Source organism: Delftia sp. PE138 (assembly GCF_018320755.1).
Classification (GTDB): domain Bacteria; phylum Pseudomonadota; class Gammaproteobacteria; order Burkholderiales; family Burkholderiaceae_C; genus Comamonas; species Comamonas tsuruhatensis.
Window position 1 is genome coordinate 13,481 of the sequence record NZ_JABEPN010000014.1, and the last position, 14,572, is coordinate 28,052.

Annotated in this window: 15 protein-coding genes; 7 read left to right on the top strand and 8 right to left on the bottom strand. The window is 66.6% G+C overall.

Annotation, left to right across the window (positions count from 1 at the left end):
* The 4 genes from HFGMBDPB_RS28230 to HFGMBDPB_RS28245 all read left to right on the top strand — a co-directional run bounded on the left by HFGMBDPB_RS28230 (position 1) and on the right by HFGMBDPB_RS28245 (position 2,683).
* Positions 1-903, top strand: coding sequence for a LysR family transcriptional regulator (locus tag HFGMBDPB_RS28230; protein ID WP_212646718.1), 903 nt, complete (start codon positions 1-3; stop codon positions 901-903).
* A gap of 67 nt (positions 904-970) precedes the next feature.
* On the top strand, positions 971-1,300 hold the full coding sequence (locus HFGMBDPB_RS28235) for a nitroreductase family protein (RefSeq protein ID WP_212646719.1): 330 nt from the start codon (positions 971-973) through the stop codon (positions 1,298-1,300).
* Between the two features lie 129 nt (positions 1,301-1,429).
* Entirely contained in the window at positions 1,430-2,341 is a 912-nt protein-coding gene (locus HFGMBDPB_RS28240; RefSeq protein ID WP_212646720.1) for a bestrophin family protein, read from the top strand.
* 132 nt (positions 2,342-2,473) lie between these two features.
* Positions 2,474-2,683 carry a DUF4287 domain-containing protein gene (locus HFGMBDPB_RS28245; RefSeq protein ID WP_099753120.1) on the top strand — a complete coding sequence of 70 codons (210 nt, stop codon included), beginning with the start codon at positions 2,474-2,476 and terminating at the stop codon, positions 2,681-2,683.
* A 17-nt stretch (positions 2,684-2,700) separates the two neighbouring features.
* Here the strand turns inward: HFGMBDPB_RS28245 and HFGMBDPB_RS28250 are convergent, their stop codons facing one another.
* The 3 genes from HFGMBDPB_RS28250 to HFGMBDPB_RS28260 are packed head-to-tail and all read right to left on the bottom strand — an operon-like array spanning position 2,701 to position 5,660.
* Positions 2,701-3,666 (bottom strand): alpha/beta hydrolase, encoded by a 966-nt coding sequence (locus HFGMBDPB_RS28250; RefSeq protein ID WP_212646721.1) that lies wholly within the window; start codon positions 3,664-3,666, stop codon positions 2,701-2,703.
* Between the two features lie 2 nt (positions 3,667-3,668).
* On the bottom strand, positions 3,669-4,565 hold the full coding sequence (locus tag HFGMBDPB_RS28255) for an alpha/beta fold hydrolase (protein WP_047327318.1): 897 nt from the start codon (positions 4,563-4,565) through the stop codon (positions 3,669-3,671).
* A gap of 39 nt (positions 4,566-4,604) precedes the next feature.
* Positions 4,605-5,660, bottom strand: a complete 1,056-nt coding sequence (locus HFGMBDPB_RS28260; RefSeq protein WP_046240172.1) for a sugar phosphate isomerase/epimerase family protein — start codon at positions 5,658-5,660, stop codon at positions 4,605-4,607.
* Positions 5,661-5,802: 142 nt separating this feature from the next.
* Between HFGMBDPB_RS28260 and HFGMBDPB_RS28265 the strand changes: the two genes are divergently transcribed.
* A complete protein-coding gene (locus tag HFGMBDPB_RS28265; RefSeq protein WP_212646722.1) occupies positions 5,803-6,429 on the top strand; it encodes a TetR/AcrR family transcriptional regulator in 627 nt (208 codons plus the stop codon).
* A 4-nt stretch (positions 6,430-6,433) separates the two neighbouring features.
* Here the strand turns inward: HFGMBDPB_RS28265 and HFGMBDPB_RS28270 are convergent, their stop codons facing one another.
* The 5 genes from HFGMBDPB_RS28270 to HFGMBDPB_RS28290 form a co-directional block, all read right to left on the bottom strand.
* Entirely contained in the window at positions 6,434-7,549 is a 1,116-nt protein-coding gene (locus HFGMBDPB_RS28270) for an acyl-CoA dehydrogenase family protein (RefSeq protein ID WP_096916410.1), read from the bottom strand.
* An 82-nt stretch (positions 7,550-7,631) separates the two neighbouring features.
* Positions 7,632-8,963, bottom strand: a complete 1,332-nt coding sequence (locus HFGMBDPB_RS28275; protein WP_212646723.1) for a c-type cytochrome — start codon at positions 8,961-8,963, stop codon at positions 7,632-7,634.
* A gap of 17 nt (positions 8,964-8,980) precedes the next feature.
* Entirely contained in the window at positions 8,981-11,281 is a 2,301-nt protein-coding gene (locus HFGMBDPB_RS28280; protein ID WP_203400941.1) for a xanthine dehydrogenase family protein molybdopterin-binding subunit, read from the bottom strand.
* Positions 11,278-11,865 carry a (2Fe-2S)-binding protein gene (locus tag HFGMBDPB_RS28285; protein ID WP_212646724.1) on the bottom strand — a complete coding sequence of 196 codons (588 nt, stop codon included), beginning with the start codon at positions 11,863-11,865 and terminating at the stop codon, positions 11,278-11,280. The genes HFGMBDPB_RS28280 and HFGMBDPB_RS28285 overlap by 4 nt, the downstream gene beginning before the upstream one ends.
* A gap of 629 nt (positions 11,866-12,494) precedes the next feature.
* A complete protein-coding gene (locus tag HFGMBDPB_RS28290; RefSeq protein WP_016447059.1) occupies positions 12,495-12,782 on the bottom strand; it encodes a hypothetical protein in 288 nt (95 codons plus the stop codon).
* A 454-nt stretch (positions 12,783-13,236) separates the two neighbouring features.
* Between HFGMBDPB_RS28290 and HFGMBDPB_RS28295 the strand changes: the two genes are divergently transcribed.
* Positions 13,237-13,512 carry an H-NS histone family protein gene (locus HFGMBDPB_RS28295; RefSeq protein WP_016447060.1) on the top strand — a complete coding sequence of 92 codons (276 nt, stop codon included), beginning with the start codon at positions 13,237-13,239 and terminating at the stop codon, positions 13,510-13,512.
* Between the two features lie 268 nt (positions 13,513-13,780).
* Complete coding sequence (locus HFGMBDPB_RS28300) at positions 13,781-14,569, top strand: Hpt domain-containing protein (protein WP_249343764.1); 789 nt, start codon at positions 13,781-13,783, stop codon at positions 14,567-14,569.
* Positions 14,570-14,572: the final 3 nt, after the last annotated feature.

Consider the following 14,572-nt stretch of genomic DNA (forward strand, 5'->3'; position numbering starts at 1 on the left):
ATGGAGCATGCCGTGAACTACCCCGACCTGCAGATCGACTGGCTGCGCGCCCTGGTGGCCGTGGTGGATGCGGGCTCGCTCTCGGCTGCCGCGCCGCTGCTGCACCGTTCACAGGCCGCCGTGAGCATGCAGATCAAGAAGCTGGAGACCACCCTGGGCCGGCCCGTGCTGCTGCGCGGCCCGCGCCATCTGCAGCTCACGCCCGCAGGCGCCGAGCTGCTGGGCTATGCCCGGCGCATGCTGGAGCTGCAGGCCCAGGCGCAGCAGGCGCTGTTCGGCCCCGACCTGTCCGGGCGCGTGCGGCTGGGCGTGCCGGACGACTACGCATCCACCTATCTGACGCCCGTGCTGCGCAGCTTTGCAGGCCGCTACCAGGGCGTGGAGATCGAGCTGACCTGCGAGCAGTCCACCGCACTCATCCCGCAGGTGGTGCGCGGCACGCTGGACCTGGCCCTGGTCTCACGCGACAGGCCCCAGCGCGGGCGCCTGCTGTTCCACGAGCCCCTGGTCTGGGTGGGCGCGCCGCAGCACGAGGTGTGGAGGAAGAATCCCCTGCCGATTGCCGTCTACGAGGCCGCCAGCCTGGCGCGCACGGCCGCGCTGTCCAGCCTGGCGGCCCAGCGGCGCGCGCACCGCGTGGTCTATCACAGCTCCAGCCTTGCCGGCCAGCTGGCCGCCGTGGAAAGCGGCCTGGCCGTGGCGGTGTTCACGCGCTGCAGCGTGCCCCCGCACCTGCAGGTGCTGCAGAACCTGCCGGCCGGCTTCGAGCTGCCGCCGCTGGTGTCCATGGAAGTGTCGGCCCTGCGCAGCAAGGCCTCGCAGGGCTCGGCGGCCGTGGATGCCATGTATGGGCAGTTGATTGCGACGCTGGGCCAAGCACCTCAGGAACTGACCAAGGCCTGACGCCTGGCGAGGTTCGGCAAGCATTCTGCGCACGCATTTCGCTGTATAGCTGCGCTCGCGCGTTCCCGTGCGCGAGCAATGGCTGGCCGCAGGGGCTGCCCTGGGCAACTTCCTCAATGCCGCCCACCATTTGGGCTTTGGTGCCATCGTGCTCAGTGGGGAGCGCTGTTTTGACCCGGCCCTGCATTCAGCGCTGGGTTTGCGCGAGGGCGAGCACCTGGCCGGCTTCATCAGCCTGGGCACCATCACCAGCCAGCCATCCCCGCGCGCAACGGTGGCGCCCTCTTCCATGCGCAGGGCATGGCAGGCGGAGCAGGCAGCAGCGGTCACGGCACAGGCCCTTCTCCAGCCAGACGGCAACCACGACAGCCACAGCAGCCACGGCAGCGATCTTTGAAGCCGCAGCCAGCGCGTGCAGGGTGGCGCACAGGTGGCGCACTGACTGCGCGGGGCGGTTAGAGTTGCGGGGCTGCTGCGCCCTCTTGCACCCTCTTGCGCCCTCTTTTCCATCACGGAACAAGCTTTCATGATCATCCGGCCCCGCCCCCACTGGCTGCGCATGCTCTTCGTGCTGCGCGGCTCGGTGCTGCCCGACATCCTGCCCCAGCTGATGGCCGCCACCTTGTTCGCCGTGCTGGTCACGGCCCTGCATGGCCAGCTGTTCGCCTGGAAGGTGCCGCTGAACTTCGTGCCGTTTTCGCTGATCGGGCTGACGCTGGCCATCTTCCTGGGCTTTCGCAACAGCACCAGCTACGCGCGCTATTGGGAGGCGCGCACGCTGTGGGGCACCCTGCTCAACGAGACGCGCTCCCTGGTGCGCCAGGCCCGGACCTTGACCGATGCACCGCAGCACGCCCCGGCCCTGGCCATGGTGCTGGCGGCCTTTGTGCACGCGCTGCGCCACCAGTTGCGCGGCACCGATGCCGCGGCCGAGATGCGCCGCCTGCTGCCCGCCGCCGACTGCGAGCGCCTGGCCACGGCGCGCTTCAAGCCTGCCGTGCTGCTGCTCATGACCGGCGAATGGCTGCAGGCGCGCCGCCAAGACGGCAGCCTGCAGCCGGTGCTGGTGCCCGCCATGGAGGCGCCGCTGTGCAAGCTGGGCGAGGCACTGGGCGGCTGCGAGCGCATTGCGGGCACGCCCATCCCCTTCACCTACGCAGTGATCATCCACCGCACCATCTACCTGTACTGCCTGCTGCTGCCCTTCGGCCTGGTGGATTCCATCGGCTTCATGACGCCGGTGATCGTGGCCTTCATCGCCTACACCTTCTTCGCGCTGGAGGCGCTGGGCGCCGAGCTGGAGGAGCCCTTCGGCACGGCGCCCAACGATCTGGCGCTGGACGCCATGTCGCAGATGATCGAGGCCACGCTGCGCGAGCTGACCGGCGAGGTGCTGCCACCTGCGCCGCAGCACAAGGATGTGCTGTTCCTGACCTGACCCTGCCTGCCTGCCCGGACAGCACCAGCGGCACAATCTGCCACCCGCATCACAGAAGCCTGCCTGCCTGCCGGCCCGGACAGCGCCGGCGGCACAATCTGCCACCCGCATCACAGAAAAAGGACAAGCGCCATGACGGAGACAAGCAAGGTCAAGGGACCGGCCTCGTATTTCCCTTCCATCGAGAAGACCTACGGCCAGCCGATTGCGCACTGGATGGACCTGCTGCAACAGCAGGGCACCCGCAAGCACATGGAACTGGTGGGCTGGCTCAAGGCCCAGCACCAGATGGGGCACGGCCATGCGAATGCGCTGGTGGCCGTGTTCCTGGCACAGGCCTGACCTGCACCCAGCAACCCTCAGCCGATGGCCGTGCCGAAAGCCTGGCGCACGGCGGCACCCGCTTCGTCAAACAGGCGGCGTGATGCCGGCGCCAGCCCCAGCATGTGCATGCAGGCGTGCACCATGCCGGGCAGTCGCACGGCCTTTACTGCCACACCGGCATGCGCCAGCCGCTGCGCATAGGCTTCGGCCTCGTCGCGCAGCGGGTCGTATTCGCAGCTGATCACCGTGGCAGGCGGCAGGCCTGCCAGGTGTTCCGCGCGCAGCGGAGAGACGAGTTCGTGCCGCCCCGGAGCCGCATCGCCCAGGTACGCGCCATAGCAGTACTCCATGGCCGCACGCGTGAGGTAGTGGCCCTCTCCAAACTGCTGGAACGACTGCCAATCCATGGCCGCGTCCAGTGCCGGGTACAGCAGCAGCTGGTGGGCGATGGCCGGTGCGCCCGCCGCTCCCCAGCCTTCTTGCTGCCGCGCCAGCAGGCAGGCAGCGGCCGCGAGGTTGCCGCCCGCGCTGTCTCCGGCCACGCCGATGCGCCTGTTGTCCAGGCCCAGCGCATCGGCCTGTTCAAAGGTCCAGGCAATGGCATCGCAGAAGTCATGCAACGGCACGGGAAAGCGGTGCTCGGGCGCCAGCCGGTAGTCCACCGAGACCACGACGGCGCCCGTTGCCATGGCCAGCGCGCGGCAGGGGTTGTCGTAGACCTCCAGCGAACCCAGGCACCAGCCGCCGCCGTGGGCGAAGACCAGGGCGGGCTGGGGCGTGGGTGTGTCCGAGGCCAGCGGCCGGTAGATGCGCACGCGCAGCGGCGCACCGTCGCGCGCGGGCAGCGTGAAGTCTTCGGTGCGGGCCATGGCCTCGGCCGGGCCGTGCAGGGCACGCAGCCCGGCGTCGGTGGCCTCGCGCAGCGCCGCCAGCGTGGGCGGGGCCTGGGTTGCCTGCGCCAGCTCGGCGAGATAGCGCGCAATGTCAGCGTCCAGGCCCATGGTCACAGCGTCCTTTGCAGGAAGGGCAGCAGCTCGGCGATGAAGGGCTCGGCGGCTTCCTCCATGATGAAGTGGCCGCAGCCCGGCACGATCACGCCCGACAGGTCATCGGCATGGCCGCGCAGCGTGGCCAGCGGCGCATCGGCCGTGGCGTGCTCGGCGCCAATGGCCAGCACGGGCATGGCCAGCGGGCGCAGCGCACGCTCGCGGTTCTGGCGGATGGTTTCGGGAATGGCGCGGTAGTAGGCAAAGCCGCCGCGCAGGCCACCGGGCGCCGCATAGGCATCGACATAGACGTCCACGGCCACGCGGTCGCGCCGCAGCGACCAGCGGTTGAACATGAATTCCAGGTAGGCGCGCTCGCGCCCCGCGATCAGGGTCTCGGGCAGGTCGGCCAGCTGGTTGAACATGAAGTGCCACAGGAAGATGTTCTGCTCGGGCGGCGCAAAGATGCTGGGCTCGGGCGCCAGGCCAGGGATCACGGCCTCGGTCAGCGCCAGGGACTGCACGGCCTGCGGCTGGTCGCTGGCAAGCGCATAGGCCACCCACATGCCCACGTCGTGGCCGGCGACCTGGTAGCGCTCATGGCCCAGCGCCAGCATGGTGCGGTGCAGGGTCTGCGCGATGGAGCCCGTGTCGTAGCCGGTGTCGGGCCGGTCGGAAAAGCCCGTGCCCGGCGGATCGACGGCAATGGCCTGGAAGCCCTGCGCCGCCAGCGCCTGCATGACATGGCGCCAGGCATACCAGGTCTGGGGCCAGCCCGGGATCAGCAGCACGGGCGCGCCCTGCCCGGCCGTGATGCAGTGGATGCGGCGGCCGTCGATGCGCACGTAGTCGTGCGAGAACCCGCAGGCCTGGTCTTCCTGCTTGCGCAGGGCGTTCGATGTGAAAGCGTTCATTGTTTGCTTCTTTTTGAGGTTCTCTGGCTGCGGGCTTGCTCAGGCGATGCCGAGCATGGCGTTGATCTGGCGCTGGTCCACGGGAGCGCCGGCGAAGTCGTCAAAGATCTTGTCGGTGACGCGGATGATGTGGCGGTTGATGAAGTCCACGCCCTCGCGCGCACCGTCTTCCTGGTCCTTGAGGCAGCACTCCCATTCCAGCGAGGCCCAGCCCTGGTAGTCGTACTGGGCGAACTTGGAGAAGATGGCCTTGAAGTCCACCTGCCCGTCGCCCAGCGAACGGAAGCGCCCTGCCCGCTCCAGCCACGAGGAATAGCCGCCGTAGATGCCCTGGCGCCCGCTGGGCAGGAACTCCGCATCCTTCACATGGAACATGCGGATGTGCTCGCGGTAGATGTCGATGTAGTCGAGGTAGTTGAGCTGCTGCAGCACGAAGTGGCTGGGATCGAACAGGATCTTGCAGCGCGCGTGCTGGCCCACCAGTTCATGGAAGCGCTCGAAGCTGGTGCCGTCGTGCAGGTCTTCGCTGGGGTGGATTTCGTAGCACAGGTTCACGCCCTGCTCGTCGCACGCGTCGAGGATGGGGCGCCAGCGGCGCGCCAGCTCCTCGAAGGCGGTTTCGATCAGGCCGGCCGGGCGCTGCGGGAACGGGAACAGATAGGGCCAGACGAACGAGCCCGAGAACGTGCCCATGTCGCTCAGCCCCATGCGGCGCGATGCACGGGCCGACAGCTTGAGCTGCTCCAGCGCCCACGCCGTGCGTGCGGCCGGATTGCCGCGCAGCGCCTCGGGCGCAAAGCTGTCGCACATGGCGTCGTAGGCCGGGTGCACGGCCACGAGCTGGCCAAAGATGTGCGTGGTCAGCTCGCTGGCCACCAGGCCGTGCGAGGCCAGCATGCCGTTGACATCGTCGCAATAGGTCTGGCTGCTGGCGGCCGTGGCCACGTCGAACAGGCGCTGGTCCCAGGCGGGAATCTGCAGGCCCTTGAAGCCCACGCCGGCTGCCCAGCGTGCGATGTCTTCCAGGGAATTGAACGGTGCCTTGTTGTCGGCAAATTGCGCCAGATGAAGGCTGGGGCCCTTGATGGTCTGCATGTGATTTCCTTGCGTTGAGCTATTGTTTGTTGATCGACAAAGAATAGTATCACGCCAACGCGGCTGCTTTTGCGAAGCCGATGCAAGACAGCATCAAGGCGCCGCTAAGATGCCGCCCTGACTGTTGACAAGGATGAGGAAGATGGCCGGAAGACCCAGGGAATTTGACCGAGACCAGGCGCTGGAGCGCGCCATGCTGGCGTTCTGGCGGCGAGGCTACGAGGGCACGTCCATGGCCGACCTGGTGCAGGCGCTGGGCATTGCGTCAGCGCGCATCTATGCGGCCTTCGGCAGCAAGCAGGACCTGTTCCGCGAGGCCGTGCAGCGCTACGAGGCCGGTGATGGCGGCTTTGCCGACCGCGCCATGGCCCAGGAGCCGCGTGTGCGCGACGCCCTGGCCCGCGTGCTGCGCGATGCCGTGGCCACCTATACGGACGATGCCCATCCGCTGGGCTGCATGGTGGTCACCGCCGCCACCAATTGCGCCGAGGAAAACGAGGCACTCGCCGCCTGGCTGGCCGAACACCGCCGCCAGCGCACGCAGTCCCTGATCGACCGCCTTCAGCGCGCGCTGGATGAAGGCGAGTTGCGCGCAGGCACCGATGTGCAGGCGCTGGGGGATTTCTATGCCACGCAACTGCACGGCATCTCCGTGCAGGCCCGCGATGGCGTGCCGCGCCAGCGGCTGCTGGCGGCGGTGGAGACCGCCTTGCTGCTGCTGGATACCGCGCTGGAGCCGGCGCTGCAGCCCGCAGCCAAGGCGGGCTGAGCCGTCAGGCGCCGAGCTTTTGCAGTTTTTGCAGCTCGGCGCGCAACTGGATCACGCTGGGCGTGACGATGGGGATGAAGGCCGATTCACGCCAGCGGCGGGCAAAGCCATCGTCCGCATCCAGGCTGTAGGCACGGCCACCGGCCGTCTGCAGCTCCAGCTGCATGGCCTGCTGCACGCAGTCGTGCAGGGCCAGGCGCAGCGCGAAAAGCCGCTCGGGCGCCTCCACGAAATCGCCGGCCTCGACACCGGCCTTGAGTGCCGCCACCGCCTGCTCCAGATGGCTGCGGGTATCGTCCAGCGGCTGCTGCAGCACATGCCCGCCCTGCCCCATGCGCGAGGCGGCCTGCGCACAGGCCGCGCGCGCCAGGCCGATGGACAGGCCGCATTGCATGCCCAGGAAGGCCGGCCGCACACGCGGCAGGAATCCGCCGGCGCGCTCGGCCAGCAGATCGTCTTCGGTGATGGCCACGTCCTTGAGTTGCAAGGCGGCGGTGTTGGTGCCGCGCAGGGCGATCAACTCCAGATCCGGCGAGCGCTCCAGGCCCGGCCGGTCGGACGGCAGGGCCACGATCATGGGCGGCGCGCCGTCGTCACGCGCCACGGCAATGGCGGCCAGAAAGCGCGGCCCGCGCAGGTTGGTGCACCAGGGCACGCTGCCGTTGAGCAGCCAGCCGCCGCCTTCCCGGGCCGTGGCGCGGATGTTGAGTGCCTCCAGCCCGCTGAGGAATTTCATGATGTTGGACAGCCCCGAGGCACCGGCCGCCTCGCCCGCCAGCAGCGCGGGCAGCCAGCGCTCGCGCAGGGCCGCATTGCCGGTGTTCGCCAGCATCTCGATCAGCACGCGCTGGCCCCAGAAGGCAAAGGCGGCGGACATGGAGTGCGTGGCCACCTGGGCAATCGCCTCGATGGCATCGCCGGCGCTGCCGCCCTGCCCGCCCAAGGCATCAGCCAAGCCGTGGCCCAGCAGCCCGGCTTCGGCCAGATAGGGCACGACGGCGGCCGTGGCCTCGCCGTTGCCGGCATCCAGCGCCTGGGCACGTGCATCCAGCCATTGGCGGTTGGCGCCGGTCAGCAGGGGGAAATCGGGTATGTGGCTTGTCATCTTGCGGGTCACCATAAAAAAAGGGACCGCTGTGGGAACAGCGGTCCCTTGCCATCCTAGCGCAGCACACAGGCTGCGCAGATGACGCGGCGCAAGCTCAGTGCGCCGCCACCTTGCCGGGGCGTGTTTCCTCGCGCAGGGCCTTGACCTTGTCGCTCAGGCCGGGCCATGGCTGCAGGCCGTACTGGCTGCGCATGGTGTTGAGCAGCGTGGCGATCTGATCGTCGCTGAGGTTGTGGCGGAAGGCGGGCATGGTGCCCAGCTGCGGGCGCGCCGGTTGCGTGATGCCGTTGAGCACCACATGGATGGCGTTGGTCGGCGAGTCGCTGTACAGGTTGGTGTTCAGCGACAGCTGGGGACGCACCCCGAAGCTGCTGCCGGCCAGCACGCCGCTGGGATCGGCACGGTGGCAGGCCATGCAGGCGCCCTGGTACAGGCGGTAGCCCTGGGCGTCGACCGGCAGCTTGGCAACCTCGGTCTTTTCCTTCACCAGGGCCTGGGCGTCCCCTGCGCCAGCGGCGTCTGCCACAGGCTTGCGGTACGACATCAGGTAGGTGGCCATGGCGTTGATGTCCTCGGCCGTCTGGTGGGACAGGCCTTCGATCACGGGCGCCATGGGGCCGGCAGCCACGCCGTGGCGCTCCGAGAAACCGGTCTGCATGTAGCGGACCAGGTCCTCGCGCGTCCAGGGCAGCGGGGCCACGGCCTTGTCGTTGAGCGCGGGCGCATCCCAGCCGTCGATGAAGGCGCCAGCCAGGTGGTCGGCACCCTTTTTCTCGGCGCCGAACTGGTTGCGCGGCGAGTGGCAGGCGGCGCAGTGGCCCAGGCCCTCGACCAGGTAGGCGCCGCGAATCCACTCGCCCGACTGGTTGGCGGGCGCGGGCTGCTCGCCCGGCTCCAGGTACAGCGCATTCCACAGGGCCAGGCCACGGCGCACGTTGAACGGGAAGTTCAGCGCGGTCTTGGGTGCCTCGTTGGAGACAGCCGGCTCGGTCATCAGGAAGGCGTACAGCGCCTTCATGTCCTCGTCGGTCACGCGGGTGAATGCCGTGTACGGGAAGGCGGGGTACAGGTAGTTGCCCTCGCGGTCCACGCCATGGCGCATGGCGCGCTCGAAGGCCTCGTACGACCAGCGGCCGATGCCGGTTTCGGCATCGGGCGTGATGTTGGTCGAGTAGATGGTGCCGAAGGGGCTGGGCATGGCCAGGCCGCCTGCGTTGCGCTGGCCGCCCGGTGCCGTGTGGCAGACCGCGCAGTCGCCCATGTGCGCCAGGCGGCGCCCCTGGTCGATCTGCTGCTGGCTGAATTCCTGCACCGGGATCTGCTGCAGGGGCGCGATCTCGCTGCGGCCCGTGGCCAGCCAGAAGGCGGCGCCGGCCACGGCGGCCAGGCCGACCACGCCGAGGGTGATTTTCTTGAGTGTGTGCATGTTCCGGTCCTCCGCTCTCAGTTCTGTGCCTTGTCGGCCGGGGCTGCATCGGCAGCCTTTGCCTTGAGTGCGGCCAGCACGCGTGCCGGGGTGAACGGCACTTCGCGCAGGCGCACGCCGGTGGCGTCGAACACGGCGTTGGAGACAGCGGCGGCGCTGGGCACGGAGGCCGATTCGCCCGCGCCCATGGGGTCTTCGCCGGGGCGCTCGACCAGTTGCACGTCGATCTCGGGCAGCTCGTCAAAGCGCAGGATGGGGTAGCCGCCCCAGTCCAGCGAGGTCACGCCCTTGCTGTCGAAGGTCACGTACTCCTTGAGCACGCGGCTGGTGGACTGGATGATGTTGCCGTGCACCTGGTGGCGCACGCCGGCCGGGTTGACCATCTCGCCGCAGTCATGGGCCACGAAGACCTTGTCCACCTTGATCACGCCGGTCTCGCGGTCCACGGTCACGTCGCAGATCCAGGTGGCCCAGGCCGCGCCGTAGCCGGGGAACTTGCTGTGGTAGTAGCGGGCGTAGGCAAAGCCGCGGCCCTTGACCAGGCGCTGGTCGGCCGGCGCGGGGTTGCGGTGGGCCGGGCCGTCCTGCCAGCCGGCCTGCTTGCGGGCGGCGTGCGTCAGCGCCACGGCGCGCGGGTCCTTCAGGTAGCGCAGGCGGTAGGCCAGCGGGTCTTCGCCGGCCAGGTAGGCGCATTCGTCGATCCAGCATTCATGGGCAAAGACGTTGGGCAGGGCCGAGACGCCGCGCATCCACGAAGCGCGCACGATGGGCGCCGCATCCTGCGAGACCACGCGCATCTTGGGGTACTCGTACTGCGGGATGGCCGTACGGTCGCCCATCTGCAGCACCTTGGGCTTGTTGGGCACCTTGCCCGTCAGGATCAGGGCCAGGGCCGCCGCGTCGTTGGACGGGTAGCAGGTCTTGAGCTCATAGCCCAGCACGGCATGGTTCTCGTCCAGGCCGCCGCGCACGCGGATCAATTGGCCCGTGCCCTTGGGCTCCCAGGCGGCTTCCTGCTCGCGCATCAGCTGCACGCGCACCGGGCGGCCCACGGCCTGCGACAGCAGCACGGCGTCGGATGCCACGTCGTCCGCGCAATTGCGGCCGTAGCAGCCCGAGGCTTCCAGGCGCGTCACATTGATCTGGTCGGCCGCCATGCCGGTCAGCGTGGCGATGTCCTTGCGCACGTCGTGCGGGTTCTGCGATCCGGTCCAGACCTGGATCTGGCTGGCGGACACCTCGGCCACGGCGCAGGACGGGCCGATGGAGGCATGCAGGTGGTAGGGCCAGACGTAGTCGGCCTCGATCACCTTCTTGGCGCCCGAGAAGGCCTCGTCAATGCCCGCGTCCTCGCGCAGCATGCGGTCGGTCTTCTCGTGCTTGACCAGGGTGTCGTGCATGGCGTTCAGCGACAGGTCGGGCACGCCGGCCCAGTCCTTCCACTTCACCTCCAGCTGGCGCATGGCGGCAATGGCCTGCTCTTCGCGCTCGGCCACGATGCCCACGAAATCGCCCTGCACCACCACCTTGACGATGCCCGGCAGATGAGCGACCGACTGCTCGTTCACAGAGATCAGGCTGCTGCCCAGCGGCGCAGACGCATCGGCACCGCCATAGGGCGGGCGCACCACGCGGCCGTGCAGCATGCCGGGCACGCGCACATCGTGCACATAGGCCAGCGCGCCCAGCACCTTGGCCGGAATGTCCACGCGCTGCACGGACTTGCCGATGTAGTTGAAGCCGCCGGTGCGCAGCGGCACTTCCTTGTCCAGCGCAATGTTCAGGTCCTGGCCCTGGGCCAGTTCGCCGTAGCCGATGCGCCGGCCGCCCTTGGCCACCACCGCGCCCTTGGACGTGGTGAGTGCAGACACGGGCTGCTGCAGCTTCTCGGCAGCCAGGCCCAGCAGCAGCTGGCGCACCTGCGCGGCGGCCTTGCGCATGGGGATGGCGTCCACCTGGATGGTGTTGCTGGCAATGGTCGGGCCCTGGTTGGGCGTGCGGCCCGTGTGGCCCAGCACCATGGTGATGCGCTCGAACTCCACATCGAGCTCATCGGCCACCAGCTGCGCCAGCGAGGTACGGATGCCCGTGCCCAGGTCCACGTGGCCGTGGTAGGCCGTGACGCTGCCGTCCGCGCCAATGGCGATGAAGCTGCTCACCCGATCGATGGGGGGAATGGGGAAGGCGCCGGCCACGGCGGGCGCCGTACCCGTGCTTTCAGCCACCAGGCCAGCGGCCGCCACCGAGCTGACCATGACCATGCCGCCCAGCTTGAGCAGGTTGCGGCGCGTCAGTTGAAGGGGGTTGGATGCACTCATGCTGCACCTCCCTGGGCGATCAGCACGCGGGCGCGGGCGGCGGCCCGCATGATTTCCACATGCGTGCCGCAGCGGCACAGGTGACCGGACAGGGCCTGGGTGACTTCCTCGTCGGTGGCCGTGGGCTTGTGGTCGAACAAGGCCACCAGGGCCATGACCATGCCGTTGGTGCAGTAGCCGCACTGGGCGGCCTGCTCGTCGATGAACGCCTGCTGCACGGGGTGCAGTGTGTGGACGGTCTTGCCATGCGTGTCAGCCGACGGCTTGCCGGCAGGCATTCCCGGCACGGCGGCCGGATGGGCAGCGTCCCAGTCACGCGCCACGCGGGCGTGCTCGGCCTGGGTCGCATCCTGGGACAGGCCTTCCAGCGTCGTGACCTTCATGCCCTGGACCACGCTCACGGGAACGGAGCAGGAGCGGGCCACCTTGCCGTCGATCAGCACGGCGCATGCGCCGCATTCGCCCAGGCCGCAGCCGAACTTGGGGCCATTGAGCTGCATGTCGTTGCGCAGCACATAAAGCAGCGGCGTCTCCGGGCTGACGCCCTGGATCTCGACCTCTTGTTGGTTGAGAGTGAATTTCATCGTGTGCAAACCTTGTGGTTGACAACAGGTGCAAACCATAGGTGCGCACTGAAAAATCAGGCGTCAGGCACGCCGCAGCAGGGCCCGAAAAAGAAAGCCCACCGCCGGCGGGGTGGGCTATTTCACGTGGTTTTTAGAGGCAAGTCGGATGGCTGGCTGCCTGTTGTATGCAAACGATTCTATGCCTCGCACTTGCTCGCCGCTGCCAGTGGGCCGCCATCCCGGCACCCGCACAGACTGCGGATTTCCGTGGCTTTTTATGCACAAGACCAAACTCATCCATCGGAAATATCCACGAAAGCACAGCGCAGCAGGCTGATCAGTGAGCCTGCACCAAGAGCGAAAAGGAGTGCACCACCGCAGTGCACAGGACGGCAGAACACGCTGCAGCAATTCCGGTCCGGATCTTTCAGCCATGCACGGCCGGGCATAGAGATCGCAGCCCGTCCAGGCGTTCAACGCGTCGGCTCGAAAATCACACCAACCCAGCAAAACACTCGGCTTTTACCTGCATCAAATTCCAGTGAGAACGCTTGAAATTCACGAACGCATCATGCGCAACGCCTGCAAAACACATGCTCGTCTGCAGGATCGGCACCACGCAAGGCTGCTGGCTGCCACCCCAAGCATCAGCGGGTGCCCGGTGTGATCTGGATCGTGCCAAGGCCCGAATCCATGGCCACACGCCGCCGGGGAGTCAGCCAATGAACCCACAGTCCCCAAAGCCACCCCAGCGCAAACACGCAGGCCAAGGCCAACATGCCCCAGCGCCCGGCAGACAGCGCGCTGTAAATCCAGTACGGCATGCCCCCCAGGCCGAAGAGGCAGGCCCATCGCCGAAGCGCGGCGGAACGGGATTGGGACAGCCAGACGGCAAGGGCTGCGGGAAGTGCGAAGGCGATCTGATCGATGCTCATGACTGCATCATACTGTACAAATAAACAGCATTGCACAGAAAAATCCAGACGCTTGCACAAGGCACGTCGACGGGACGGCCACACCCTCTGATTTGTTCGCATCTCATCTGGCAAGCAGCGTACAGACTGGACTTGAAGGATTCCGAATCCGCACCGGAGTTTGGGTAAAGCGCGGCCCTTGCATCGCTCAATCCCAACACCGCCGGCCAAGAACCCGGAGTCACGGCTTATCCAGTTCCACCCAGTCCGAAAGCGAGGGTGCACAGGATTTTGAAAACCCGCAGAACATACAGCGCCATACTGCGCAACGGCTCTTTACCCAAGGTTTACCTGACAGTTTGAACGCATTCGGGACGGGCAATGCTGGTCATAGGGGGAAATAATCGAAAGCATGCAAACCGGTTCTTAAAAAACAGTTAATATTCGCGCTTCAATCCATGAAAGGCAAACTACCGTGAGCAACACATACAAAGAACTTCTGGCGCAGCGCGAAGCACTTGAGGCCCAGATCCAGACAGCACGCAAGCAAGAAGTCAGTGATGTGATCGCCAAGATTCGCGGTCTGGTTCAGGATTACGGCCTGACAGCCGACGACATTTTCACGGCACGCCGCGCCTCCTCCACCGTGGCTCCCAAGTTCCGCAATCCAGAGACAGGTGACACCTGGACCGGACGCGGCAAGCCGCCCGCCTGGATCAAGGACAAGGATCGCGCCCAGTTCGCCATCTGAAGCCCTGGATAAACGCCTCCATGAAAACAGCCTGCAGCCACTTGCAGGCTTTTTTCATTCTGGCCCCACCTGAAACGTGCACCTGAATTGGCATGCCTGCACTTCTGCAGGGCGGCATTGCCCAGGCCTGGCCCCGTGCAATCGCGGCAAGCACGCGCACATGCCCTTAGACATGCACTGTGGATGGATGCCGTGGTTCAATCAGTCGGCCTGATCTGCACCTTGAAATTTCTCGCTGTAGAGACCGGCCCCCGACGTTCGGCCTTCCATGACAAAACAGATCTCCGCCCCGGACAGTGCCCCCACCGCACGCCGTCCTGACAAGCTACCGACCGCCTTTGGAACGACACCTGTCGCAGATGCACTCTTGCGGCCCCATCTGCCATTTTCAGGACAGCAGATTCTGTTCATCTCGTCATGCGACGATCAGCATACCCATCTGCTCCCTTTGCTCAAGGAGTGGGGTTTGGTGACCACGGCATGCCGCCATCCCACCGCGATTCGCCAGGATCGGCTACAGAAGTTCCACGTTGTCGTGCTGTGCGGGCCGAAGACTTCATGGAATGCCAAGGACGAAAACCGCCTGGTGGCAGGAGCGGCACGCATCATCGAATGTGAAGCCAGCCATCCCATGCAGCCCAGAGTGATCAATGCCCGCATCATCGCGGTATCCTGGCATTCACCGCAGGGGATTTTTGATGCGCTGACGATGGCGATCCATTCAACGCATGCCAACCCCGACAGCCTCCTGCCGACTGACGAAGTCGTCCATTTCGAGAAAATTGCGCCACCCATCAGAAATGCCTTCCTGGAATCTGCGCGCTCTTCTCTGGCAACCATCAAATCCAGCCCAAACTGCAAAGATGTGCAAAGAGAGCTTCACAACCTGTCTGGCTCACTGAGATTCTTTGATCTGGTCGAGTTGTCAATACGGTGCGCCGACCTGGAAAGCCGCATGGGCCATGATGGGCTGGCATATCACAGACATTCGCTCTCGCTGCTGGAGCTCCAGCTTGAAGCAGTCATCCAGGACATACAGGCACTGAAGGCGGAATGAACA